Origin of the sequence: Malonomonas rubra DSM 5091 (assembly GCF_900142125.1) — a bacterium.
Taxonomy (GTDB): Bacteria; Desulfobacterota; Desulfuromonadia; order Desulfuromonadales; family Geopsychrobacteraceae; genus Malonomonas; species Malonomonas rubra.
This window is the reverse complement of the sequence record NZ_FQZT01000011.1, coordinates 1-26,204: the sequence shown is the minus strand read 5'-3', so window position 1 is coordinate 26,204 and position 26,204 is coordinate 1. Positions and strand designations below refer to the sequence as shown.

The following is a 26,204-nucleotide window of genomic DNA, read 5'->3' as shown; positions in this document are numbered from 1 at the left end:
TTTATGAATCTTGAATTACTCGCTAGGTTTCTTGGACCTTTAGTTGTTGTGGCGCTGCTGGCCGGCATCCTGATTGCTCTTAACTGGGGGCTGGGTCGACTCATACAAAGGCATCCGGAGAAAAGTTTCCAAAAGCAACTTTTCATGCTGATTATAACGCTTCTGATGGTTGTCATTGCTGTTGTCCTGCTACCAATCAGCGACAACTTGCGAGGCCAGATCCTGAGTCTGCTCGGGATTCTTCTCAGCGCGACTATTGCCCTTAGCGCAACGACCTTCCTCGGTAACGCAATGGCCGGAATCATGCTTCGCAATGTGCGAAGTTTTAAAATTGGAGATTTTGTTTACATAGAGAAATACTTCGGCAGAGTTTCGGGACGGGGGCTTTTCCACCTGGAAATTCAGACTGAAGACCGCGACCTCCTCACTCTCCCCAACCTCTACGTCACCAACAATCCGGTCAAAGTGACAAGAGAATCGGGCACCATCGTGTCCACCGAAGTTTCCCTCGGTTACGATGTGCCAAGGGGCCGGGTAGAGGAGGTCTTGTTGCAGGCGGCGAAGGCTGCCGGACTGGAAGAACCCTTCGTTTACCTGGTCAGATTGGGTGATTTTTCCGTGGTCTACCAAGTCAAGGGACTGCTCACCGATGTCAAGTTGCTGCTGTCGGCCCGTTCGCGGCTAAACGGCGAGGTCCTCGATGCGCTCCACTGCGCCGGGGTCGAAATCGTTTCCCCCAATTTCATGAATACACGTAACGTCGAAAGTGCCTCCTTCATCCCCAAGGTCCTGGTTGAGGGTACGGACGCTAGGGTTGAAAGCAAACCGGAGGATATCATTTTCGACAAGGCGGAGCAGGCCGAGACTCTGGAAGAGCAGAAAGATGCCCTCGTAGAAATTGAGAGCCGGCTGCAAGATCTAGGAAATAGCGAAAAGAAGGATACCCAACCCACTGGCAACCTGAAACAGCAAGAGGAAAGATTGAAGCGGCAGCACGCCATGCTCAAAGACAGAATTGACCAGGCATCTGAAGAATTAACCGCCGAAAAACAGGCAGATAAATAACCCGGGCTAGCCGATTCCGCTAGCGCAGGAAAAACCACATCCGATGCAGAAAAAGAAAGGGTGATCCCCTTGATGCAGAGATATTTTGTAGCGATAAAAAATTTATTGAACAGCACAGGAGGAGCCTCCGCGAATTTTCTGAAACTGGTCATGCTCTTGGTTGCGATTTTTTGCTACTTTTCCCCGCCTGCGGCCGCCCAAGACCCCCTTTCGCTGATGCTGAAGTTTCCCGCAGTGCGAATCCAGGCGGGTGAACCGCTGACCCTGAAGGTTTATTTCTACAACGAAGCTCAGACCGGCTTTAGCGGAGCCCTGCCAGAGAACCTGTCGATGCGTCTGCGGTCTGCGGATGAGAACGCCACCCTGGTAACCGCCGTCGAAACCGGGGAGAGCACTCCGACCGACATTGCACCGGGACAATTTACTGTCAAGGACTACAGCCTGGAAGTGCCGGCAAGCTTTGCCGGGCCGGTCGAGATTTTCCTGCTGGGGCATCCGGAATCGACTCTATTACTCAATACCGTTGCGGCTCAGCCGGTTGCGCAGAAAACTGAAGCCGAGCCGGACCATGCTGCGGCGCCGGAATACTACCCAACCCTGGAGAGCCTGTTCAGCCTCTATCAGCCGTACGTGGTCAACTTTTCCGCTTATGAACCAATGTATTTTCTGGTTGGCACCGATCCGGCAAAGAGCAAGTTTCAGATAAGCTTCAAGTACCGACTTTTCAACCCTTCCGGTTCATTGTCGCAAGCTTTTCCTTGGCTGCGTGGTTTACACTTCGCTTACACTCAAACTTCATTCTGGGATCTTGCCTCCGACTCAGAACCGTTCGAAGACACCAGTTACAAACCGGAACTGTTCCTGCTATCGAGCAACTGGAAGAACCGCCCACGCTGGCTGCAGGGGCTATTTTTCCAGGCGGGTGTCCAACATGAATCGAATGGTCGAGGGGAAGGGTTTTCTCGGAGCACAAACACGGCTTACCTTAAACCGATCCTGGTGTTCTATCATCCAGGCTCTGCCTTGGGCTTACAGCTCAGCCCTAAGCTGCTGACCTATTTTAATAACGACGATGCGACCAACCCGGATCTGGCAGAGTACCGTGGCTACAGCGAATTTGAAATCAAGTTTGGGCAGGCGACTGGACTAGTATCGACAACTCAACTGCGCTTCGCAGCAAAAGGCACATCGCTACAGACCGATCTGACCTACCCAATCTCCAAACTGCTGAAAAGTAATTTCGATATGTTTTTACATATACAATACAGCAACGCTCTCGCGGAAAGTCTGATCAGCTATCGTGATCGCTCCGAATCTTTGCGACTCGGATTTTCGTTTGTACGTTAATCGTTTGGTGGAAGAAAATGAGAAGAGATGGCGCGTGTTGTCAGTGTTAGGGAGGGAATAATGCAGAACACCCAGGAAGGCTTGGAGAAAGGACAACCGGCAAAAAAACTGGGGACTTTCGCTGGAGTTTTTACTCCAAGCATTTTAACTATTCTCGGAATAATTCTGTTTATGCGGCTCGGCTATGTGGTTGGTGCGGCCGGACTGTGGCAAGCCCTGCTAATCTTGTTCATCGCAAATTCGATCTCAGTTTTGACCAGCATTTCCCTGTCCGCCATCGCGACTAACCTGACAGTCAGGGGGGGCGGAGATTATTACCTGATCTCCCGGACTCTTGGTTTGGAATTTGGTGGTGCCCTCGGATTGGTACTATTTCTCGCCCAGGCGGTCTCGATAGGATTTTACTGCATGGGTTTCGGCGAAGTCGTGGCGGGCTTGTTCGGCGCTTCACACGTAGCGGCGCAACTGATTGCCCTGCTAGCGATTTCGGGTCTTTTTATATTGGCATGGAAAGGGGCGGACTGGGCAACCCGCTTTCAGTACGTGGTCATGGTGATTCTCGGCCTTGCTCTGTTGTCGTTTTTTGTTGGCGGCCTACAAAGTTGGAATTCACATCTGCTGAATCAAAATTGGACTCCAGCAGCAGACAGCCCTGGGTTCTGGGTACTATTTGCAGTCTTTTTCCCAGCGGTAACCGGTTTTACCCAGGGAGTAAGTATGTCCGGCGACCTGGAAGAACCTGGTAAAAGCCTGCCTCTTGGGACTTTCCTGGCCGTCGGCGTGTCAATACTGGTCTACTTTGCCGCGGCTTTTATTTTTGCTGGCAACCTGCCCCAGGAAGCGCTCACCGTTGATTATCTGGCAATGAACCGCGTTGCCTTTATTTCTTTGTTGATTTCAGTCGGGGTGTTTGCGGCTACCCTTTCTTCAGCAATGGCATCCTTTCTCGGCGCTCCGCGTATTCTACAATCTCTTGCCAGTGACAAGATTTTTCCGTTCTTGAACTTTTTTGCAAAAGGGGCGGGACCACAGAACAACCCCCAACGCGCCGTACTGCTGGCCGGAGTTATCGCTGTCGCTACTGTGGCTCTCGGTGATCTTAATCTGATCGCCGGGGTTGTTGCTATGTTCTTCCTGATCTCTTACGGGCTGCTCAACTATGCAACCTATTTTGAAGCGCGTGCCGCCAGTCCGTCGTTCCGACCCCGGTTCAAATGGTTTAACCAGCACGCCAGTCTGGCCGGGGCTCTGGTCTGCCTTGCGGCGATGCTGGCAATTGACTGGAAATCGGGAGCGCTGGCAGTCGCGGTGCTGTTTATCCTCTATCAGTATCTGCAGCACACAGTTCCGCAGAGTCGTTGGGCCGACAGTCGCCGTTCATATCATCTACAGCAGGTTCGGGAGAATTTACTGAAGATATCCAGGGAACCTGAGCACCCGCGAGATTGGCGGCCACAGATTCTGGCCTACAGTGACAGTCGAGAGCGTCGGAAACGTCTGCTGATGTTTTCAAATTGGCTCGTCGGCAAGAGCGGATTGACCACCTTGGTGCGAGTTGTCGAGGGCAGAGGTGCACAGCGGAGCCTGAAAAAGCACGAGGCGGAAAACGAGCTTTACAAGGATATTGTGGACAGCGGCGTTCCTGCTTTTCCGTTGGTTGTTGCTGCGACCACTTTTGAAATCGGCAACCCGTTGCTGTTGCAAGCGTTTGGCTTTGGCCCACTAAAAGCTAATACATTGCTGCTGAATTTCCACAGTTCCTATTCTCAGCAGTTTTTCAGCGAACAACGGAATAACTTCGGCCGTAACCTTCGGGCAGCATTACGGCTCGGCTATAATTTAGTTGTGCTGGACGGGCAGGATGATGAATGGAGCCATATTGACGCACTGGCTGCTGAAAGCCGTCGGGTTGATGTCTGGTATCAGTCAGGGAATAGCGGATCACTGATGCTGTTGTTGGGACATTTGCTAACCCGTACAGAATATTGGCAGCAGGCTCAACTACGTGTAGTGACGCCGGTTCAGAATGATGATCGGGAAGCAACGCAGGAAACATTAAAGAAAGAGCTGGAACTAGCTCGCATCGAGGCAGTCATAGATGTTGCCGATGATTGTCGTGCCGCGACGGTGGTACAAAATTCGGCGGACGCCAGCTTGGTGTTGTTGCCGTTGCATCTCAAAGGCGGTCAGATCGTCGATAGCGAGGGGGGGATGGTTGAGCGACTGTTGCAACAGCTACCTTTGGTCGCACTGGTTGTGGCTGCACAGGAAATTGACCTTGATGCCGAACCGGAAGAGGGGGTAGCCGGGTTGCTGGCCGAGGCTGAGGACGCCCTCACTGCGGCACGGTCTCGTCTGCAGAAGGCGGACAAAGAGGTTCAGGAACAAAACCAGCTGATCGAAGCAAGCCTGGAGAAAATGCTTGCTGCCAGTGAAGAGTCTGACAACCAGACTTTGGCAAACATTCATGCCGAATTACACCAGTTGAGGTCACAGCTAGATAAGATGACCCGGCATTCGGCAAAAGCTGAAGTCAAAGTCGAACATGAAAAGCTGCGGGTCGAGAGACTGCGTGAGGAACATCGCCTGGGGGCCTCTTCGCCAGAGGGAAAAATGGACTAAGAATAGAAGGGGAGACCAGGACCGCCTTGAGTGGGCTGTTTCTGCTCTCTAAGAGAGATGTTTATGGCAAATGATAATATTATGTTACAGCCTGTTAACTGGTGGGGAGACTTTCCGCTGCCGGTCAATGAGTCGTTACGTTGGACAATAGGTTCCTTTTCTCTCCAGGTGCTGCGCCGGGAAAAAGAGTGGTTGATCTGGCATCAAAAAACAACTGAAACTATCGCTGACCACGAAGTCTGGCAGATAGAGAAAAATAGGGACCTTGATCTGGAATCTGGGGATGTTCAGCGGCACATTTTCAGCAGCACGGAAAACCAGTTTTCAATATCACCTAGACTGGCGGACCGGGCAATCATCGTCAAAACCGCCAAACCACTCAACATCCAGCCGAAGCAGCAAATTGATATTTATGTCAGCACCCCGCTGTGGTTTGCCGTGACGGTCCATAAAGCCAAGATCGATTTGCAGGAGGTGCCAATCATTCGTCCCTCCGACACCTGGTTCGGATCATCAACCCTTGCCGGCGAGCTCTGCTACGCCAGCACCACCCAGGGGCGACTCTATTTGAGCGATCTACCCCAGCGCCCACACCGGGCGATTTCTCCGGTCAGAATCAAAAACCAGGCTGAAAAACCGCTGCTGCTGACTCAGTTCAGCTTACCGACTCCTTACCTGTCACTGTTTGATACCGATCAAGGCGGCTTATGGACTGAAGCGATCACTCTGCTGAACGACGATGACACCGATATGGCCAAGGTTTCTTTTTCTGACAGCCCACTCACCCCTTACGCCAAAGCGAAAAAAATCTGCAAGGCGCGGGAGAAAAAAGAACGCAATATGTTGCTGAACACCTTCAGCACCCTGTTCAGCTGATCGGAGTTCACTGATGGATTGGCTAAGTTACATCAATAAGTTTAGTAAAGTTGTTGAGACAGAGACCCTGCTTAACACTGCTCAGGCACTGCTGATTCTGCTGGTTGGCTATGCTGTCGCCAAGATTGCCTCGAAATCGATCGGCAAGCTGGTAAAGAAGCATGCCTCAACCCACCAGCATATCCTGCTACAGAGGGCGGTCTTCTATTTTCTGTTTCTGTTTTTTCTGATCGCTGCACTCAACGAAATGGGATTCGATCTTTCGGTCCTGCTTGGCGCCGCCGGGATCCTTTCGGTGGCGATCGGTTTCGCCTCGCAGACCTCGGCTTCAAATCTGATCAGCGGACTGTTTCTGCTAGGTGAGCGCCCATTCGGTGTCGGGGATATCATCAAGGTCGGGAGTACAACCGGCGAAGTCTTGTCGATCGACCTGCTGTCCGCCAAGCTGCGAACTTTCGACAATCTCTTTGTCCGGATCCCGAACGAAACGATGCTCAAGTCGGAGGTGACGACTTTGACCCGTTTTCCGATCCGCCGGCTCGATCTGCAGATCGGCGTTGCTTACAAAGAGAATATCGAGAAGGTACGTGAGGTGCTGTTCGCCGTTGCTGAAAAAAACCCGCTCAGCCTGGAAGAGCCAAAACCATTGTTCATTTTTCAGGGTTTCGGCGACTCTGCCTTGAACCTGCAGTTTTCGGTCTGGGCCAAACGGGAGAACTTCCTCGACTTGAAGAACAGTGTTCAGTACGAGATCAAGCTGGCATTCGACGAACATCAGATCGAGATTCCTTTTCCCCATGTCACCCTTTATACCGGGAGTGTGACAGAACCATTTCCGATCAGGATGGTATCTAACGACCAGCAATCGGCAGCTTCAGAAAACCCCTCAGAAGGGCCGCCCTGATGCTATTCCCGACAATTGCGGTTGTTTTTGGATTAATTCTTCTGGTTTGGAGCGCTGATCGTTTTGTCGAAGGGTCAGCCTCTGTTGCCGGTCATTTCGGTATGCCACCGTTGCTGATCGGCATGCTGGTCGTCGGTTTTGGCACCTCAGCACCAGAGATGGTTGTTTCCGCGCTCTCGGCCTCTCAGGGAAACCCTGGCATCGCTCTGGGCAATGCCTATGGTTCGAATATCACCAACATTGCTCTGATTATCGGTTTAACTGCGTTGATCAGTCCGATAACGGTTCACTCCCAGGTGCTGAAAAAGGAACTGCCTCTGCTGACACTGGTTTCGGCGCTGGCTGTCTGGCAGGTGTGGGATGGGCAAATCAGCCGTTTTGATGCAGCGACTCTGCTACTCTGCTTTTTACTGTTGGTCGTCTGGGCTATCTGGCAGGGGATGCGAAAGAAAAGCGATTCATTGGGGCAGCAAATGGAAGTCGAGCTTGATCAGCGCAGTATGCCGATGAATCGTTCGGTGTTTTGGTTGATAATCGGTTTATTGCTGCTGGTTGCCAGTTCCCGAATGCTGGTCTGGGGAGCGGTTGAGATTGCCCAGGGGTTTGGCGTCAGTGATTTGGTTATCGGGCTGACGATCGTCGCCGTGGGAACCTCCCTTCCAGAATTGGCCTCCTCAATCATTGCGACCCGTAAGGGGGAACACGATATTGCCCTGGGTAACGTCCTCGGCTCAAACTTGTTCAACACTCTGGCCGTTGTCGGAATCGCCGGGATGATCCAGCCGTTGGCAACACCGGCGGAGGTGCTGTCGCGGGATATGTTGACCATGTTCCTGCTGACGATTTCGCTGTTTGCCATCTGTTACGGGTTCAAAGGGCGGGCCGGCCGGGTAAATCGTATTGAGGGAATCATTCTGTTGGCCGCTTATCTGGGCTATTCGACTTATCTCGTGGCCAGCGTCATTAACCCCTGAATTTATCTTTTTGACGGTTTTTACCCGTTAGTCGATCTATAGAATTGGAGCGATTGTGGACGTATTGTCATGGTTGGGAATTCTCTTTTGTATTAGCCAGTCGGCCATGTTTTCCGGCCTGAATCTCGCTTTTTTCGGCATCAGTCGCTTGCGGCTGGAAGTTGAAATGAGTCACGGCAATCTAGCTGCGACCAAGGTTTTACGCCTGCGGGAAGATTCAAACTTTTTACTGGTGACGATTCTGTGGGGGAATGTCAGTATCAACGTTCTGCTGACCCTGTTATCCAATTCTGTGATGACCGGGCTAGTCGGTTTTCTTTTCTCAACTTTCGTCATCACTCTTGCCGGAGAGATTGCACCACAGGCCTATTTCTCACGTCACGCACTACGTATGGCTGCTCTGCTCAGTCCGGCATTGAGGTTCTACCAGTACCTGCTTTATCCGGTAGCGAAGCCCTCCGCAATGTTGCTCGACCTCTGGCTTGGAAAAGAGAGTATTCAGTATTTTCGCGAAAAGGATATCCGGGAAATTCTGCGCCGCCATGTTGCGTCTGATGAAACGGATGTTGAACCTGTCGAGGGGATTGGCGCAATGAACTTTCTTGCGATCGATGACCTGATGGTTATCGATGAGGGGGTCGATATTATCCCGGAGAGTATTCTGCGCCTTGAAGACCGAGATGGCAAACTCATCTTCCCGCAGTTTGAAAAAACAAAGGATGATTCTTTTATTCAATCAATTTCCGTCTCGGAAAAAAAATGGGCCGTTTTGACCGATACCCACGGGAATCCCCGTTTCGTCTTAGACACAGACAAATTTCTGCGGGGAGCTTTGCTTGGGCCAAGTCACTTTAACCCCTGGACCTGTTGTCATATTCCGATAGTCGTTAAAGATTTGAAAATCTCTTTGGGAGAAGTCATTCTGCAGTTGAAGGGAATCTACAGCCATACGAGCGATGAACCGATTGATAAAGATGTCGTCCTTGTCTGGGGAGAGAGAAAACGGATCATTACAGGGGCAGATATTCTAGGGCGGCTGCTTAAAGGGATAACTAAACTGAAGCCATCTCCTTGAATCACAACAAATGTTCTAAAGTCGATATCCCATGCTAAATTATTCACTAGACTATAGAATTTTGGGGATAGTTAAATATGAACCCTTTCAAATGGGAAGATAGAAATTTATGAAGTTTGATATTAATCATATTTTCAGCAGAGTCAGTAATGTTGTCTTTGGGGCAATTTTACTAGTGCTTATCCTTGCCATGTCGATTGGTGTCGTCAAAATGTTTCTGAATGTTTGGAACACTTTTCTTGTTCCGGGGGTTACCGGAAAGTATCTGGACTTAATCACTGACGTTTTGACGCTTTTTGTGCTGGTAGAAATGTCAAAATCACTTGTGGATTATTTCCATACCCATCGCTTAAGGATGACGTTCATCGTCGATGCGGCAATTGTTTTTTTCATTCGCGAAATAATGATAATGGCTTTTCAGCATAAAACTTCCCCCGCTGAGCTATATGCTTTCAGTGCGTTGTTGCTGGTTCTTACAATTCTAAGGATAGGTTCTATTTTTATGTTCCAGAGAGAATTGCAGATCATTGCCGCTACCGATGAGAAGATTCACGCTGACTAAAGCCAACTCACTCCTTAAGGGTAAACAGCGATGGTGTTATATGGCTAAAAGACTCGTCTCTGAAGAGATTGTCATCCGCGTGATGACCATAGATGACCTCGCCGCAGTATTTCATCTCGGCGAACGACTTTTTACCTCTGAATATTCGTCAAGTATGTACCGGACCTGGGATGAATATGAAATCACCACTCTGTTTAATTCTGATAGTGAGCTCTGCATCGTCGCAGAACTGAATGGCGAGGTCGTCGGTTTCGCCCTGGGCACGACGGTGGAAAAACAGCACTCAGCTTGGAAATACGGCTACCTGGTCTGGATCGGAACCCGGCCTGGCCTGCAGAAATGTGGCGCTGGAAAGGAACTGTTTGCTGAAATCAAGGCCCGGATGGTCGAGCAGGGGGTGCGAATGATCATCATCGACACCGACGCCGACAACGAGGCCGGCATCAATTTCTTTAAAAAGCAGGGGTTTGACAACATTCAGCAGCACGTCTACATGACTCTCAACCTTTCCAAGTCGCGTAAAAAACGCCAAAAGGCCTGAGCATGAGCAAGCAACTTGAACTTGTCTGGCATGCTATCAATCCAGATCGACTGCGTCATACGTTGATGGAGATGATCGACATCTACTCCCCCTCTGGAAAAGAGGAAGATATCCAGCTCTACCTCGAAGAACGGCTTACCAGTACCGGGATCCCAGTGCAACGGCAGGTGGTCGAAGGTGAACGCTACAACCTGGTTGCCACTATGGGACAGGCAGATCCGTCGCTGTATCTGGTCGGGCATGTTGATACGGTTGCTGCATGGGATATTGAAGAGTACGCCGCGGTCGAAGAATGGGGGATTGTCCGGGGACTCGGCAGCGCCGATATGAAAGGCGGTTGCGCGGCGATGGTCGAAGCCTGGCTGGCACTGGCAACCCTGCCTGAGAAACAACGCCCCTCACTCGGTCTGCTACTGGTGGTTGGAGAAGAGGAGAATGGCGATGGCAGTGCGCGTTTTTTGCAGGAGATCTGCCCCGAACGGGTTATCATCGGTGAACCGACTTCAATGTTGCCAGCCATAAACCATTTCGGCTACATGGAGGTGTCGCTGATCACCCAGGGCCGGCGTATTCACTCATCGTTACCGGAACTGGGACACAACGCCATCGAATCGATGTTGCGGGTTCTGCTGCAGATCGAGCAGTCTGCATTGCTCGATCCGACATCCTCGAAACTGGTTTATTCCATCCGTGAGATGAGCTCCTCGCGGGCTGGATTTGTTGTCCCGGATCGTTGCGAGGCAATGATCGATTTGCACCTTTCGCCCGACCTTGACCCTGCGGTGGTGCGGCGCAAGCTGGAGACAGTGCTGGTCAAGGCCCGGCGGGCAATCAAAGATCTTGACCTGGAATTCGCTTTCGCTTTTGAAGCGGCCGGCTACCAGCTTGAGCCGGATGACCTCCTGAACAAAGTTCTTGATGATGTCTATCCGCGTCTCAACCTGCCGCTGGAATTCGTTCCCTTCCGCTCCCATTCCGATGGTAACCTGTTCTTCCAGGCGGGCTGCAAACCGGTCATCCTCGGGCCAGGCTCGCTGGAAACGGCACACACCGCTGATGAACAAACCAGCCTTGCAGAAGTTAAAGCTGCGGCAAGGGTTTACTCTGCACTGGCCCTCGGCTAGCGGCCAATTCAATCGATCCTGCAACGAAGCGGCAGAGTCCGCCACAATGCTTGTCGTAAACAGAAGAACAGGACCGTGTTATGCACCCCATTGAAAGTAAAAAGCTCTGGGAACAGTTGTCGGAATTGATCAATGCCGATGAACCGGAGCAGATCAATGCCTTTTTGAACAGCATCAACCCGGCGGATACCGCACTGGCTGTCTCGCGTCTTAATTCTGCAGAACAAAGTCGCTTGCTGACGTTGCTCCGCCCCGAAGAAGCTGCCGAAGTGATCGAAGACATCTCCGATACCCAGGCCGCCGATCTCATAGAGGAGCTGCCTCCGGAGCAGGCGGCAGCCATTCTGGAGGAACTCGACAGCGACCACATCGCCGACCTGCTTGGTGAACTGGACCAGGACGATGCCAATGCGATTATCGAGCAGATGGACCCGGAGGAGGCGGAGGAAGCGCGACAGTTTTTAACCTACGCCGCCGATACTGCCGGTGGATTGATGCTGTCGGAATATCTCGACTTTCGTGGCGACCAGAGAGTTCAGGATGTTCTCGATGACCTGCAGGAAAATCGTGAAGACTACGCTTACTATGACGTTCAGTACCTGTACGTGACCGATGATGAAAATCGTCTGCGTGGGGTGCTGCGAATGCGCGATCTGCTGTTCCCGAAACGGACCGAAAAACTCAGTAACCTGATGATCAGCAGCCCGCACAAAGTCAGCGTTGATGCATCGTTGGAAGATTTGCGCAACTTTTTTGAAGAACACGCCCTGTTTGGCGTCCCGGTGGTCAATGACGATGAGAAATTGCTTGGCATCGTTCTGCCTGAAGCGGTTGAAGAGGCGAACCAGAAACAGAGCACCCAGCAATTTCTCGGCCTGTCGGGTATTATCGGCGGCGAAGAGTTCCGCTCCATGCCTCTTTTGGCTCGCTCGGGGCGGCGGTTGTCCTGGCTGTCTCTGAACATTGTTCTGAATATCATCGCTGCCAGCGTGATCGCCCTGTACCAGGACACCCTGTCTGCGGCAATTGCTCTGGCGGTTTTTCTGCCGATGGTCAGCGACATGAGCGGCTGTTCCGGCAACCAGGCGGTCGCGGTCAGTATGCGCGAGCTTTCCCTCGGGCTGGTGCGCCCAACAGAACTACTGCGGGTACTGGGCAAGGAGGCCAGCGTCGGTGTCATCAACGGGCTGGCACTTGGGGTCCTGCTTGGCGCTGTCGCTTATCTCTGGAAAGGGAGTCCGTTTCTCGGCCTCGTTGTCGGTGGCGCCCTGGCGGTCAACACCATTGTGGCCGTTTCCCTCGGTGGCGCAATTCCGCTGCTGCTGAAGCGGGCAAAACTCGATCCTGCACTGGTTTCCAGTCCACTGCTAACCACGGTCACCGATATGTGCGGGTTCTTTTTCGTCCTCAGTTTTGCAGCGTTGGTTCTGGATAAGCTCTAGTCAATTGTCCGCTGGCGAATGCAACTAAATCCGTGGCGAACCGGATAAAAATACAGGATGCGATTTCGCTGTTGACAGCCTGTAAAAACAGGAGTAAAACCCGCATCCACAGAGCCCTGCTCACTCTCGGGAACGCGCAAGACGAAGCATAGAAAGCGGTCGCTTTTTATCGCCATAGCCCCAGGCACCCGGTAACACTAAACGATCTCGTTTGTAGATTATTCATCCGACCAATAAAGGGTTATGCTTATGCCTGCTCTCGTCGTCTCATCAGAAGACTTTTCTGCGGAATCCTGTTTCTGTCATACCTCTTCACGCCTGAAAGAGGCTGACAATGCTTGAGGTTGCCGTTCCTGTTTCTTCAGGCATTGATCAATTGATATTGCTGTTTTTGATTTTCTTTGCCCGAATACTGGATGTCAGTGTCGGCACTTTGCGGATCATTTTTGTATCCAAGGGTCTGAAATACTGGTCTGCAATCCTCGGTTTCGCTGAATCGCTGATCTGGATACTGGCGATCAGTAAAGTGATGCAGAACCTCGGGGATTGGCAGACCTATGTTGCTTTTGCCTTGGGGTTCGCCGTCGGAAATTTTGTCGGTATTGCTCTTGAGGAGCGGATTGCTCTCGGCAGTTTGCTTATCCGTGTCATCACCAGGGCTGAAGCACCGAAGTTGGTCAGCAGTTTACGCACCGCTGGCTATGGGGTCACCAGTGTTCAAGGGCAGGGCGACATTGGTAATGTCAAAGTTGTTTTTACTCTGGTAAAGCGGAAGAAGCTCGCTAAAGTCATAGCTGTTATCAAGGAGCAATGCCCGAATGCCTTCTATTCCATCGAGGATGTCCGCTTTGCCAGTGGCTCAGTTTTCTATCCCCCGATCCCGTCGCAGAAAAGTCCCGTAATCGGGACGCAGCAGAGGAAGTAGTTTTAAGGCGAAAATTTCATTTTCTAGAATAATTATTTATCGCCAAATGATTTCTTCTAAATCAAATAAAAACAAAGGGTTCTGAGTTCGAGCCCAGTTGGGTTATTGTGCCATCCGGATTTTCCGGATGGCACAATAAGTTATAATCCCTTACGTTCGAAGAACCTTAGAAGGGCGAGGCCACCGATAATTGCGAGTACGATAATTATCCAATGATTTATGCCCAAAATTGCTGGGAGTGTAATTTTTCCAAAGTCCCCCCAAGTCAGGACAGTTTTCTTCATAAACGAAAATGTTTCAGCAAAAACCGCTGCTCCTGCCAACATTCCCAGAATACCCCAAAGAGCATCCCATCGGCCCTCTGCCAACGCGCCGGCTGATGTGCCAGGACAATAGCCCAGCAGCCCCCAGCCAATACCAAATATCAATCCACCGACAATGTTTCCGCCCAGTACCGTTGCTTTGATACTCAGTTTCGCAAGTTCAAAATCAACCAACAAATACACTCCAACCATCCCAACCAAGACGCTAGAAAGCATAAATTTGATGATTGTCATATCCTTTAAAAGGAGTGCGCCAAGTTGTTTGTCGTAACGCAGCACGCGGCCTTTTTGAAGAAGAAAACCGAATGCTATACCTGTAATCATTCCATATGCCAGCATTTTCATAATGGCCTCCTCCCATAGATGATATGTGCGATAAGCATCCCACCGATGAAGAAACAGGCCAGAGAAATAAAACCGCTGATAGCTAGCTGGAGCGAACCGCTCAGCCCGTGACCGCTCGGTCAGCCGTCAGCCAGGCGTGCTCCGTACATCGCAATGGCACCACCCGAAAAAGCAAAAATCGCTCGTTTGGCTTTGCTCTTTGGGCCGAAGCGTTGCTGCCATAAATCTGGCAAACCTTCCCATCGAAAAGAGTTTGAAGTTTTTGCGGCGATTAGTGCACCAATAAAAATGCCAACAACGAACATCCACTGCCAATCAATCTTTGGGGTGGTTTTGATGAAATACTCCATTTGTCCAACTCGCTCGGAAGAAAAGAGTTGCTCCAACAAGCCGACTGAGCGAACAAATGTCGTTGAGGCTCCCAAAAACTGCCCAGCTATCCAAACGGACAAGACCGATACAATTCCTGAAAGAGAACCCGCTAAATAGGGATTCCACCCTTTGTCTTCGAGCAGTTGTTTTGACATTGAACTACCTCCCTAGAGACCGCTGTTTATTTGGAAAAATATCTTTTCAGACTTTATTGTACGACAAGCTACGAAAGAATCAATGTGCCCCGCAAGAGAAGTTGCTAAATAGATTTCTAGGAGGCCTTTGTCTTGATAATGGGAACTCCATTACATGCTGGGAAATTATCTATAGAAACAGCCCATCTGTGGGGTAGACGTTGTTGAAAACGAAGAGCTTTTTGTCAAATGCCATAGAGGTTTGGAAGAACCCAGGAAAGTGTTGCCCATAGAATCAGAACCAACGGTATCCCAATGCGAAGAAAATCGTTAAAGGTATATTCCCCGGCATTCATAACCAAGAGGTTCGTTTTATAGGCCATTGGCGTGGCAAAACTCATATTTGCCCCGAACAAGACCGCCAGGACAAACGGCTCGGCAGGCAGATCCATCTGGGCTGCAATGGAAATTGCGATAGGAGTACCCATGACAGCAGTGGCATTGTTAGAGACAACGTTGGTTAGAATTGCCATCAAAAGCATAAGCCCACTGAGCATAAAAGATGGTGACGCGTTCCCACCAATGGCCAAAAACAATTGCGCTAAATATTCAGCTCCTCCTGTTTGCAGCAACGCAGACCCAAGAGCCAAACTGGAGACAACAATCATAACAACCTGAGTACTTAATGCCTTGGTGGCGTCTCGCCATCCCAAACAGCCAAATATTATCATAATCAGGGCGCCACATGATGCGCTGATAGCTATCGGTAAGAAGCCGAATGCTGTTGTTACAATAATAGCCAGCATAATGCCAAGGGCCAAGGGAGCTTTTTTCGTGAAAGGCAAGTCTACAGTGGCGTCGAGCACGAGGATTTCTTTCTCTTTTTTCAGGCTGGTAATTTGTTCGCGTGGCCCTTGAACCAAGAGAATGTCCCCGACTTGAAGGCGGGTTTCACTTATCGTGTCGAATCCCTTCTTTAGATGTTTTCCTGCTCTGTGGATGGCCAGGACGATAACCCCATAACGATCGGCAAAGTGGATTCCATCTAAAGTCCTCCCTTGTAGGTGTGAGCCTTGAACAACCGCTATTTCAGCGACCTGCTGGTCTTCTGCCTTTAGCGGGTGGTCATCATCGATCGGGCTGCCCAGGGTCTCGTCCTGGTAAAGTGTTCCGTTCAATAACTGTTCGATTTCTTTGAGGCGCTCCGGCGTGTCATGAATGATCAGTTGGTCGCCACTTTTCAGAACCACGCTGGGAAGAGGCATCGTGAAACTGTCAGTCCCGCGCCTAATGCCTTTAATCTTTATCCCTCCATCCACAGTTTTTATTGCCTCTGCAAGGGTTTTTCCAATGCTGGAACTCTTTTCCAGAATTGCAAGGTGCGCAGTGAAGATCCTCGGAGATGTGTCTGCCAGGGCAAGTTTCCGTTCCGGCATGATCCGCGGAACAATTAGCCAAAGGTAGCCAATTCCTATTCCTGCAGCAATTGCCCCAGGAACAAGGAAGTCGAACATTTCCAGACGCCTGACTCCCATATCTGCTGCAACCGAGACAACTAAAAGGTTTGTTGAGGTTCCTATGGCGGTACAAGTCCCACCCAGTAAGGTCGCAAATCCCATCGGCATAAGGACGGAGGATGCTTTGACATTTGTTCGAATGGAGACGCTGATCAAAATTGGAAGAAGCAACACGACTATAGGAACATTGTTTACGAAGGCGCTTATGAAAGCGGCAACCAGTAGTGTGAGTAACAGGGAAACGCTCGGGCTGATTTTCCATAAACGGGCAAGCCCCCTGCCGACTGGTTCAAGGCCTCCCGTGCGAACGATACCCTGACCTGCAATCATCAGTGCACAAACCGCTACCAGTGCCTCGTGACCGAACCCATGAAAAAAATCCACAGCGTGCAAAACCGTATTGCCTGAATGAAAAGGATATATCTCGAATCCAATCGTCAGCAAAATCAAGATGGCAAAGCTTGAGGTTTCAAGAGGTAGATTTTTTCGGGTAAATAGAATCAGCGCGAAAAAAGCAAGGATAAGCACTGCTATTGCGTGAAGATTCGGAGGGGGAGGGAAGTTAATCATCAAGGTCTCCAAGTCTTATACGAATCACGATCGATGATGAAGGGTCTTGAACTCGACCATGACTCAGGCACTTTATTCATAAGCACCTGAGTCATGGTCGAGTATGTTACTGTCTTTCTTATTTGCACCCGTAAAAACTGCCAGCCTAATGTGCATTTTCCCTCAGCGCTTCAATCCGTTCCTCAAGAGGCGGGTGGGTCATAAAGAACCGCTTTAAGCCTTGACCAATACCGCCGGAGATGCCAAAGGCGGCCATTTGGTCAGGGAGGTGAGGCTGATCGGCATTACGCTTTAGTTTTTCCAAGGCCGCAATCATCTTTTCTCTTCCGACCAATGCGGCGCTACCGGCATCAGCACGAAATTCACGCTGCCGACTGAACCAGAAAACTATAATGCTGGCGAGGATGCCGAAAAGAAGTTGTGCCACGATAGAGGTGAGATAGAAAGCGGGGCCATGACCACGCTCAGTCTTGAACACGACCCTGTCGACCAGATGGCCTACAACTCTCGATGCGACGATGACAAAAGTATTAACGATCCCTTGGACGAGAGCAAGGGTAATCATGTCTCCGTTGGCAACATGGCTCACCTCGTGGGCTAAGACTGCCTCAGCCTCATCTCGATTCATCGAACGCAACAACCCAGTACTGACTGCGACTAACGCGTTATTCCGGTTCATGCCCGTTGCAAAAGCATTAACGTCCGCGGCTTCATAGATTGCGACTTCAGGCATTCCAATTCCCGCCAGTTCAGCTTGCCTGCTGACAGTTTGTACCAACCAGGCTTCAACGTCGTTACCTGGGGTCGTGATGACCTGGGCACCTGTCATACGCTTGGCGGTCCACTTTGAGATGGCCAGTGAAATCAGTGAGCCACCGAACCCGAATACGGATGCAAAAACCAGCAAGCTGTAGAGATCCAGGCCAACTCCCTGTTCATCGAGTATCTGTCCGACTCCGAAGAGACTGAGCACGATGCCGAGGACGAAAACAATGGCGAGGTTAGTTACTACAAACAACATCACTCTTTTCATGTCACTGTCCCTTAGTAAAAATCATGTCAGAGCCTTTGCAAGAAAGTATTGTCTACCTTTTAATTCTAGCATTACATCTGGCACAAGTTATAAACTTCTGCACTATAATCAGCAGCCAGATTGCCGCCGCAAATCCTCACCGGTTCTCCATAAACAGCCTGTTCTGCCTAAAATTTGAACCTTTAACGAGGATCTGCGGCGCATCTGGCTTTTCTTTCTGCCACCTGACAGATTTATGCTGCTCAGGCTGCGTTCTCTTTTTTGTTGGAGAGATCTTCAAACTCGGCGTCGATCACACCCTCTTCTGCGTTGCCGGTGTGAGGTGAACCCTGTTCCTGAGTATCAGGCTGAGCGGAGAGTCTCTCTGCCAACTTGGCCGATGCTTCGCTCAGTTGCTTGCTATTGGACTCGATCTCTTCCTTGATGTCTCCTTTTATGGCCGCTTCAAGTGTTTGGATCAACGCTTCAATTGATGCCTTTTCTCCGGCATCAATTTTGTCGCCAGCTTCTTCCAGCGCCTTGTTAGTGGAATGGACCAGCGCTTCTGCCTGGTTACGGGCACTCACCAGTTCGTGGAAACGACGGTCTTCGTCTGCGTGGGTTTCTGCCTCGCGGACCATCCGCTCAATCTCTGCTTCACTCAAGCCACTTGACGCCTTGATAACCACTGATTGTTCCTTGCCTGTCACTTTATCTGTGGCTGACACATTGAGGATGCCGTTAGCGTCGATGTCGAACTTGACCTCAACCTGCGGGACGCCACGTGGAGCCGGGTTGATCCCTTCCAGATTGAACTGGCCAAGGGACTTGTTGTGTTGTGCCTGCTCTCGTTCTCCCTGCAGGACATGTACGGTGACAGCCGCTTGATTGTCATCTGCGGTCGAAAATACCTGGCTGGCCTGCGCTGGAATGGTGGTGTTCTTTTCAATCAGCTTGGTCATCACGCCGCCCAGGGTTTCGATGCCGAGAGACAGCGGGGTGACATCAAGCAGCAGGACGTCCTTAACGCTGCCACCGAGCACACCACCTTGTACCGCTGCACCGATCGCAACCGCCTCGTCGGGGTTAACGTCCTTGCGCGGCTCCTTACCGAAGAAATCCTTGACCTTCTGCTGAACCAGTGGCATACGGGTCTGACCGCCAACCAAAATTACGCTATCGATCTCGCTTGCTTTTAGTCGAGCGTCCGCAAGGGCCTGCTTACAGGGTGCGATGGTTCTCTCGACCAGTTCAGTCACCAGCGATTCAAAACGGGCCCGAGTGATCTTCTGGTTGAGATGCTTGGGACCGCTGGCATCAGCAGTGATAAAGGGCAGATTGATGTCGGTCTGCTCAGTGGTCGATAGCTCGATCTTGGCCTTTTCTGCTGCTTCTTTCAGGCGCTGTAGCGCCATCTGGTCGCCACGAAGATCGATCCCAGATTCTTTTTTGAACTCGGCACAGATAAACTCAATCAGTTTGGTGTCGAAGTCCTCACCGCCAAGAAAGGTGTCGCCGTTGGTTGCCAGCACCTCGAACTGCTGCTCTCCTTCAACGTCGGCTATCTCAATGATCGAGATGTCGAAGGTGCCACCACCAAGGTCGTAGACAACTATTTTCTGGTCACCTTTTTTATCCAGACCGTAGGCCAGAGCTGCAGCGGTCGGCTCATTGATGATCCGCTTCACATTCAGCCCGGCGATCTCTCCAGCATCCTTGGTGGCCTGCCGCTGTGAGTCGTTGAAATACGCTGGGACGGTAATTACCGCATCAGTTACAGCTTCTCCGAGATAGTCTTCTGCCGACTTCTTCATCTTCTGCAGAATTTTTGCTGAAATTTCCTGGGGAGACAACTCTTTGCCTCCTGCCTTAACCCAGGCATCACCGTTCTTCGCTTTGACAATCTGGTACGGAACCATCCCTTTGTCTTTGGCGACCATAGGGTCGTCATGCCGACGGCCGATTAACCGTTTGATGGCAAATAGAGTGTTCTCAGGGTTGGTCACAGCCTGCCGCTTGGCGGTCTGCCCAACAAGAACTTCGTTGTCGGAAGAATATGCAACGACTGAAGGTGTCGTTCTGGCTCCTTCACTGTTCTCGATAACTTTCGGCTTGCCATCTTCTAAGATAGAAACGCAAGAGTTTGTGGTTCCTAGGTCAATTCCGATAATTTTTCCCATTTGCTTGTCTCCTTCGAGTTGTGATCTCCTGAAATTCGATGTCAGGATTTGGTTTATAAATCATCTTCCGTTCATTACTCAAAGGTCATGCCAATATCAAACTACCAGAAATAGGGCCTTTGTCGTTTGATGGGAAAAACTTGCGACGCTGCACCTGTCGCAGTAAGTGTCGCATGCGACAGTGGTTGCGACACTTCTGTCTACTGACTGATAAAAGAGCAGGAAATAGAATGCCCTATGCAAAAAGTCCCATGGACGTAAGGTTCGTGGTTAGGAGTGTTATACTGAGAGTCAATCTATTTTTAATTCGCCGAATCATCTGTTTTTGATTTTTAAATCATCCAGCTCTCAGAGAGGCAATATGAAACTTGGAATTCTATCGTGCAACCCGAGATGTTACAGCACCCGTCGGCTTCGTGAAGCAGCAGAGCAACGTAACCACAGCGTTAAAGTTTTAAACACACTCAAGTTCGCGATAGATCTTGAGCAGGGAGACCCGGACCTTTTTTATCGGCAAAAGCAACTTTCGCAGTACGACGCCGTTCTCCCGAGAATTGGTGCCTCGATTACTTACTTTGGCACTGCTGTGGTCAGGCAGTTTGAACAGATGGATGTGTTTTGTGCTAACTCCTCGGCAGGCATTTCTAATTCGCGCGACAAATTGCGGAGCTTACAAATTCTCAGTAGGCATCACATCGGTATCCCGCAGACGACATTCGTTCGCGACAAGAAAGATGTATTGCCGGCTATTGCTCGCGTTGGTGGCGCACCGGTCGTTATTAAGCTGCTGGAAGGAACTCAGGGAATCGGTGTATTGCTTGCTGAAACTGTAAAATCAGCTGAGGCGATCATTGAGCTCCTGCAAAGCCAGAAACAAAACATTCTGATACAGAAATTTGTGGCCGAGAGCAAAGGACGTGATGTTCGAGCTTTTGTGGTTGGTGACCGGGTCGTTGGTGCCATGCGCCGAGTTGCGCAAGGACAGGAATTCCGCAGCAATGTACATCGTGGTGGTGTGACTGAACTGGTTGAGCTTGATGAGGTTTATCGAGAAACTGCCGTACGGGCAGCTCAAATTATGGGCTTACACGTTGCGGGCGTTGATTTGTTGGAGAGTAAAAGCGGCCCGCAAATAATGGAGGTGAACTCATCACCTGGGTTGGAGGGCATTGAACGTTGCACTCAGCTTGATATCGCTGGTGCCATTATTGATTACATCGCGGCTCAGGTTAATTTCCCAGAGATTGATTTGCGACAGCGCCTGACCGTGAGTCGTGGATATGGTGTGGCAGAGGTTCACGTTCCTGAAGGTTCTGATTTTATCGGCAAAACGATCAGTGAATCGGGGTTGCGTGACAAAGATATTGTCGTTCTGACGCTTAGCCAAGGGACAAAAGTTATTCCGAACCCTCGCTCACAGAGGGTTTTAGAGGCCGGGGATCGGCTTCTATGTTTTGGAAAGCTAGAATTAATGCGTGATCTGATCCCTTCGAAAACGACCAAAAAGCGCAGACCGAAGGTTAAGTCTTTGCCGTCCTTGCCAGTAGCTGAACAAACACTCAAGATAGCAGATGAATAACTGGCTATTATAGTGACAGTCTGCAAAGTGTGGAGTACAAGGCTCTACTTCAGAATTCTGGGATGGCGACTTAAGTTCATAATCGCCGTCGATGGCGTATAAAGTGATCCTTTTCATATTTTTGTAGTCCTGGAACAGGGGGAAACGGATGAAACCAGCTTGCTCCTTTAAGTTTGGGGGTATTTGCCTAGAACCCGGTGATCGTACAGCCATCGAGTTGCCTATGGCTCGACTTTATACAAACAACGCCATGACAATGCCGGTTCAGGTTGTTCATGGGAAAAACAGTGGGCCTGTCCTATTTGTCAGTGCCGCTGTCCATGGTGATGAAATCAATGGCGTTGAGATCATTCGTAGGTTGTTGGACAGCCGGGCTCTAGCTCAATTGCGAGGCACATTGTTGGCCATTCCTGTTGCTAACCCGTTCGGCTTTATTCAGAGGTCCAGATACCTGCCTGATCGAAGGGATTTGAATCGATCCTTCCCCGGCACGGCAAAAGGCTCTTCAGCAGGAAGGCTTGCTCACATGTTTATGACTGAAATCATAAGCCGCTGTGATTTTGGTATTGATTTGCATACGGGGTCCAATTATCGCAGCAACTTGCCGCAGATCCGCGCCTGGTTGGATGATCCTGATACGATAGAATTGGCTTCAGCTTTTGGGGCACCGATTGTAGTGCCCTCTGAGTTGCGCGAAGGGTCTTTACGTGAAGTGGTTGCAGCGCTGGGGAAACCGGTATTGGTGTATGAGGGAGGAGAAGCACTGTCTTTTGACGAAACCGCCATTCAGACAGGACTAAAAGGGATACTCAATTCGATGTGTCATCTCGGCATGCTTCCCCCAGATCAGAATGAACAGCAGCGTTCCCCGATTATTACTGATCGGACCAGTTGGGTCCGGGCGAGTATGAGCGGAACTTTCTCACTGAAAGTTAAATTGGGAGATTTTGTTAAACAAGGGGATTTGCTTGGTGTTTTGAGTAATCCTTTCGGAAGTGATCAAGAAGAGGTTCATGCCCCATTTTCTGGGATGAATATCGGACAGCTAAACCTTCCATTGGCCCATGAAGGTGACGCCCTGATTCATCTGGCAAAATTGCCCTGTCCTGGTGAAGCAGAGTGTGAATTGAAGGAGCTTCAATCTTCTTTAACTGAAGAAGATTTTGGCTTGGTTCGATAAAGACCTTTCGCATCATAATTACTGGTAATTAAAGAGGCTGACATGGTTGGAGAAATAAAAGCTCGTTGGTTCAATAAGGTTTCAAAATCTATTAAATCACATTGTTTGGCTGCTGATGCAAATCTGCAATGGCTTCAGGAACAGATGCATCCCTACCTGTCGATCACTATGCACGATGAAGCCGAGGCGATTGGTTCTTTAGCGCTGCAACTGCAGAAGCTAGAAAACAATAAACGTCTGGTGCTCCGCGACACGGAAAAAACACTTATTCTGGCACGGCTGAATCAACCCGGTTCTTTATACGAGACACTGAAGTTCCTACGGGAACGGGAAATTTCTTATGCCCAGTTTACTCATTCGTATGCTCCCATCCCTGATGTTGGAAAAGAGCTGGAGTTGCAACGGTTTGAATTTGATCGTCGGACGGCTGAAGATATCGTTGTTGAGGATGAGGTTCGAATTCCCGAACGCTTACAAAAAGAAATACGCGCAGCATTGAAAAAGCGTTACCCACGCTACGATTTCAGCCGGTTTAAAAAAGAATTGAGAATGCTCTGGTTGAATAATGCAGAGTATGTGCGCCACTCTCCAGCCAGGCGGGTCGCTCAGTGCCTCTGGATTTATCATCAGGCGATTGCTCATGGTGGTGTTTATTTTGATATCGAGTCGGCAGAAGAAATTTTGGACAAGCCTGAGTACCGGGTCATGTTTGCAGCTGCGAATCCTCCGCAAATTGACTTTCTTGAGCAAACAATGGAGGCTTTCAAGCGTCTTGATTTGGGAGTTAAACGCGCCTATTGCCTGACCATTCATAACGGATTGCACCCATATTTTCTTGGAACATTTTATCTGGGCGGCGAGAATAAAACTCTGCTGGATCGCGATGGTTTTCTCTACAATGAACTTGAGCAGGAGTTGTTCAATACGCAAATTCTTTCGACTGAGATGGCAAATTATCAACGTTTTGTTGTGAAGGGCAAGTTGGCCGGCACAGATGCTTCGCTGGTGAATGCCTTCACGGCTTTTTGCCACACCTCATTGGCACACAATCAGCCAGACCGGTTTGATTATCCAGAAGTCGAAAGGGTTTTTGCCGCCGATTTGGAAATGACATTGCGGCTGGTGGCCTTGTTCCGCATTCGTTTTGAGCCACACCTGCCAGGACGTGAGGACGCTTATCAGCGAGATCTAAGAGAATTAAAAAAGTCAATCGCTGAATATAATACCGGAAATGCCTATTTGGATGGGATCAGAAAGACGGTTTTTAACTGCTGCTTGACATTCATTTCTCATACATTGAAAAGCAACTTCTTTGTCAGTGCCAAACACGCCCTGGCTTTTCGTCTTGATCCTGCCTATCTGGATGAGTTAGGGACAGAGTTTACGTCGGACCTTCCACCGGAAAGGCCCTTTCGTGTCACCTTCTTTTTTGGTCGCCATGGCTGTGGTTATCATATCGGTTTTTCAGATATTGCCCGTGGTGGATGGCGGACCGTCATGGCGAAAAATCGTGATGAATACATCACCAGTGCCAACACGTTATTTCGTGAGAACTATGTCCTGGCACACACCCAACATTTGAAAAATAAAGATATCTATGAAGGTGGCTCCAAGATGGTCGTTGCTCTTGACGCCGCCGACCTGAATGATCCTGAAACCGTAAAGCGGCGACTATACAAGCTGCAATACGGCTTTATTCAAGCCTTCCTCGATATTTTTATCACTGAGGAAGGAAAAGCCAAAGAACCAAGAGTGGTTGACTATTACGGCGAAGACGAACCAATCGAATTGGGGCCGGACGAAAACATGCACGATGAGATGATCGAATTGATTGCACGTATTTCTGAAAAGCGTGGTTATCTGCTCGGTCCTGGTGTCATGTCGAGTAAGCAGTTTGGCATCAACCACAAAGAATATGGTGTCACCTCGACCGGCGTCATCCGCTTTGCTGAAATCACCCTCGATAATCTTGGCATTAATCCGCATAAAGATCCATTCAGTGTCAAAATCACCGGTGGCCCGGGTGGTGACGTCGCTGGCAATGGACTGCGCCTGCTGTTGGAACGTTCCCCGAAGGTACAAATTTGTTTAATACTCGATGGAACCGGGGCGTTAGTTGATCCCATAGGTGCTGATCACCAGGCATTGCGGGACGTCATTTTGAAGAGCGATATTGATAAGTTCAACCCTGAGTCGCTACACGATGGCGGCATGATGATCTTTCGCAGCCAAACAAAGCGGGAAGGCCTGCGTGAACTGCATCGTAAAGTGACACGCCAGGGCAATAAATTGCTTGAAGAATGGATCACTGTCGATGAGTTCTATCGCTTATTCAATAAACTGGTTTTCGATGTTCAGGCAGATATCTTCATACCAGCCGGTGGGCGGCCGGAAACGATTCATGGAGGCAACTGGAAACAATATCTGTCTGACGGTAAGCCAAGTTCCAAAGCCATTATCGAAGGTGCAAATTCATTTATTACTCCTGACGCCCGAAATCACCTTCAGGCGGCCGGTGTGATTGTCATGCGAGATGCCTCTGCCAACAAATGTGGTGTCATTTCTTCCTCGTATGAAATTATTGCCAACCTTCTTCTGACAGAGAAAGAGTTTTTTGCCAACAAGGAGCAGTATGTTGGCGATGTCCTTGAGATCCTCGAAAAGCGTGCTGCCGACGAAGCAAAACTAATCTTCCGGAGGCACAAAGAATTCGATGGGACTCAGAGTTATACCGATATTTCGGTTGGGCTTTCGAAAGAAATGAATGAGCACTACGCACGGCTATTCGATTATTTCCAAAAACGTCCTGAACTGGGTAAAAAGAAACTTTATCGCAATGCCCTGTTGGCCCATCTTCCGAGAATTCTGCGTGAATCGCCACGCTATCGGCAACGCATCGGACAGCTTCCCCCCAAGTACCAAGCGGCGATCTTGGCCAGTGAGATTGCTTCGTCTTTAGTTTATCGGCAGGATCGTGACGCGGAATACGAATTGATGCTAAATGGACACCTGCGCCGGAATTTTTAGTTCTTTGCTCATTAGAGGGGAAGCGACTGCTAATTCTGGTCATTTTTAAAACTTAGCTCAGTCGGTAGGCCAAAATAGCCCGTTTTGAGGGTCGTTTTCAGTGACAGGACATTTGTAAAAGGCAATCGGCCCAAGCAACTACTTGGAATTACAGCGGATGTAGCCAGTATTTTCCCACAGGTCCTGCCGTAGTGACCAGGGCTTGCTGGTTTCGCTCTTTTCAGCCACTTAGCGGTGGAGGAAATTTCTAGTCAAAAGTCGGCGATTTTTGAAAACGCAATCTGCTGAGGGGGGGGCACTAAGGCAGTTTCATCAACCGCTCACTTCTCCAGACACGAACGATGGCAATCCGCTGTTCTCCTCGACGATAAACTATACGAAAGGGGGGATGGATTAACTCCCTGAGTGATGGTTGGTTGAATTCGGGAACCATCCGCCCTCGATCTGGATGGGTGGGCAACTCCTCTACCAGCGCAACTATTTCCCGTAAGAAGCGCTCGCCAATCTC

Annotated in this window: 21 protein-coding genes; 15 read left to right on the top strand and 6 right to left on the bottom strand. The window is 49.9% G+C overall.

The genetic code is table 11. The features are described 5' to 3' along the window. Positions 1 to 3: 3 nt before the first annotated feature. From BUB13_RS13655 to BUB13_RS13600, 12 genes are all read left to right on the top strand, one after another. The gene (locus BUB13_RS13655; RefSeq protein ID WP_072909331.1) at positions 4 to 1,065 is read left to right on the top strand and encodes a mechanosensitive ion channel family protein; all 1,062 of its coding nucleotides are present in this window, start codon (positions 4 to 6) and stop codon (positions 1,063 to 1,065) included. A 216-nt stretch (positions 1,066 to 1,281) separates the two neighbouring features. Next, complete coding sequence (locus BUB13_RS13650; protein ID WP_161947655.1) at positions 1,282 to 2,412, top strand: phospholipase A; 1,131 nt, start codon at positions 1,282 to 1,284, stop codon at positions 2,410 to 2,412. A gap of 60 nt (positions 2,413 to 2,472) precedes the next feature. Then, positions 2,473 to 5,034, top strand: a complete 2,562-nt coding sequence (locus BUB13_RS13645) for an amino acid permease (RefSeq protein ID WP_072909329.1) — start codon at positions 2,473 to 2,475, stop codon at positions 5,032 to 5,034. Between the two features lie 63 nt (positions 5,035 to 5,097). Then, complete coding sequence (locus tag BUB13_RS13640) at positions 5,098 to 5,910, top strand: hypothetical protein (RefSeq protein WP_072909328.1); 813 nt, start codon at positions 5,098 to 5,100, stop codon at positions 5,908 to 5,910. A gap of 13 nt (positions 5,911 to 5,923) precedes the next feature. Next, complete coding sequence (locus BUB13_RS13635) at positions 5,924 to 6,814, top strand: mechanosensitive ion channel family protein (protein ID WP_072909327.1); 891 nt, start codon at positions 5,924 to 5,926, stop codon at positions 6,812 to 6,814. After that, positions 6,814 to 7,788, top strand: coding sequence for a calcium/sodium antiporter (locus BUB13_RS13630; protein WP_072909326.1), 975 nt, complete (start codon positions 6,814 to 6,816; stop codon positions 7,786 to 7,788). The genes BUB13_RS13635 and BUB13_RS13630 overlap by 1 nt, the downstream gene beginning before the upstream one ends. 55 nt (positions 7,789 to 7,843) lie before the next feature. Further along, positions 7,844 to 8,863 carry a DUF21 domain-containing protein gene (locus tag BUB13_RS13625; protein WP_072909325.1) on the top strand — a complete coding sequence of 340 codons (1,020 nt, stop codon included), beginning with the start codon at positions 7,844 to 7,846 and terminating at the stop codon, positions 8,861 to 8,863. A gap of 109 nt (positions 8,864 to 8,972) precedes the next feature. Further along, entirely contained in the window at positions 8,973 to 9,425 is a 453-nt protein-coding gene (locus tag BUB13_RS13620) for a phosphate-starvation-inducible PsiE family protein (RefSeq protein WP_072909324.1), read from the top strand. 40 nt (positions 9,426 to 9,465) lie between these two features. After that, the gene (locus BUB13_RS13615; protein WP_072909323.1) at positions 9,466 to 9,966 is read left to right on the top strand and encodes a GNAT family N-acetyltransferase; all 501 of its coding nucleotides are present in this window, start codon (positions 9,466 to 9,468) and stop codon (positions 9,964 to 9,966) included. A gap of 2 nt (positions 9,967 to 9,968) precedes the next feature. Beyond that, positions 9,969 to 11,090, top strand: coding sequence for a M20 family metallopeptidase (locus BUB13_RS13610; RefSeq protein WP_072909322.1), 1,122 nt, complete (start codon positions 9,969 to 9,971; stop codon positions 11,088 to 11,090). An 80-nt stretch (positions 11,091 to 11,170) separates the two neighbouring features. Beyond that, on the top strand, positions 11,171 to 12,532 hold the full coding sequence (gene mgtE / locus BUB13_RS13605; RefSeq protein WP_072909321.1) for a magnesium transporter: 1,362 nt from the start codon (positions 11,171 to 11,173) through the stop codon (positions 12,530 to 12,532). Between the two features lie 334 nt (positions 12,533 to 12,866). Further along, complete coding sequence (locus BUB13_RS13600) at positions 12,867 to 13,457, top strand: DUF2179 domain-containing protein (RefSeq protein ID WP_072909320.1); 591 nt, start codon at positions 12,867 to 12,869, stop codon at positions 13,455 to 13,457. Between the two features lie 140 nt (positions 13,458 to 13,597). On the opposite strand, the gene BUB13_RS13595 is transcribed toward BUB13_RS13600, so the two are convergent. The 5 genes from BUB13_RS13595 to dnaK form a co-directional block, all read right to left on the bottom strand. Next, the gene (locus BUB13_RS13595; RefSeq protein WP_072909319.1) at positions 13,598 to 14,125 is read right to left on the bottom strand and encodes a DUF6691 family protein; all 528 of its coding nucleotides are present in this window, start codon (positions 14,123 to 14,125) and stop codon (positions 13,598 to 13,600) included. After that, on the bottom strand, positions 14,122 to 14,652 hold the full coding sequence (locus BUB13_RS13590; RefSeq protein WP_153305041.1) for a YeeE/YedE thiosulfate transporter family protein: 531 nt from the start codon (positions 14,650 to 14,652) through the stop codon (positions 14,122 to 14,124). Before BUB13_RS13590 ends, BUB13_RS13595 begins: the two co-directional genes overlap by 4 nt. Before the next feature lie 224 nt (positions 14,653 to 14,876). Further along, the gene (locus tag BUB13_RS13585; RefSeq protein ID WP_208610176.1) at positions 14,877 to 16,718 is read right to left on the bottom strand and encodes an SLC13 family permease; all 1,842 of its coding nucleotides are present in this window, start codon (positions 16,716 to 16,718) and stop codon (positions 14,877 to 14,879) included. A 145-nt stretch (positions 16,719 to 16,863) separates the two neighbouring features. Further along, entirely contained in the window at positions 16,864 to 17,751 is an 888-nt protein-coding gene (gene htpX / locus BUB13_RS13580) for a protease HtpX (RefSeq protein WP_072909318.1), read from the bottom strand. A 242-nt stretch (positions 17,752 to 17,993) separates the two neighbouring features. After that, positions 17,994 to 19,910 carry a molecular chaperone DnaK gene (dnaK, locus tag BUB13_RS13575; protein WP_072909317.1) on the bottom strand — a complete coding sequence of 639 codons (1,917 nt, stop codon included), beginning with the start codon at positions 19,908 to 19,910 and terminating at the stop codon, positions 17,994 to 17,996. A 361-nt stretch (positions 19,911 to 20,271) separates the two neighbouring features. Here dnaK and BUB13_RS13570 point away from each other — a divergent pair, with 361 nt between their 5' ends. The 3 genes from BUB13_RS13570 (at position 20,272) to BUB13_RS13560 (ending at position 25,696) form a co-directional block, all read left to right on the top strand. Beyond that, positions 20,272 to 21,489, top strand: coding sequence for a RimK family alpha-L-glutamate ligase (locus BUB13_RS13570; protein WP_072909316.1), 1,218 nt, complete (start codon positions 20,272 to 20,274; stop codon positions 21,487 to 21,489). Between the two features lie 148 nt (positions 21,490 to 21,637). Then, on the top strand, positions 21,638 to 22,669 hold the full coding sequence (locus tag BUB13_RS13565; protein ID WP_072909315.1) for a succinylglutamate desuccinylase/aspartoacylase family protein: 1,032 nt from the start codon (positions 21,638 to 21,640) through the stop codon (positions 22,667 to 22,669). A 42-nt stretch (positions 22,670 to 22,711) separates the two neighbouring features. Continuing rightward, the gene (locus BUB13_RS13560; protein WP_084092131.1) at positions 22,712 to 25,696 is read left to right on the top strand and encodes an NAD-glutamate dehydrogenase domain-containing protein; all 2,985 of its coding nucleotides are present in this window, start codon (positions 22,712 to 22,714) and stop codon (positions 25,694 to 25,696) included. A gap of 298 nt (positions 25,697 to 25,994) precedes the next feature. Here the strand turns inward: BUB13_RS13560 and BUB13_RS13555 are convergent. Further along, the coding region (locus BUB13_RS13555; RefSeq protein WP_072909314.1) for a type II toxin-antitoxin system RelE/ParE family toxin at positions 25,995 to 26,204 on the bottom strand (210 nt) is incomplete at its 5' end.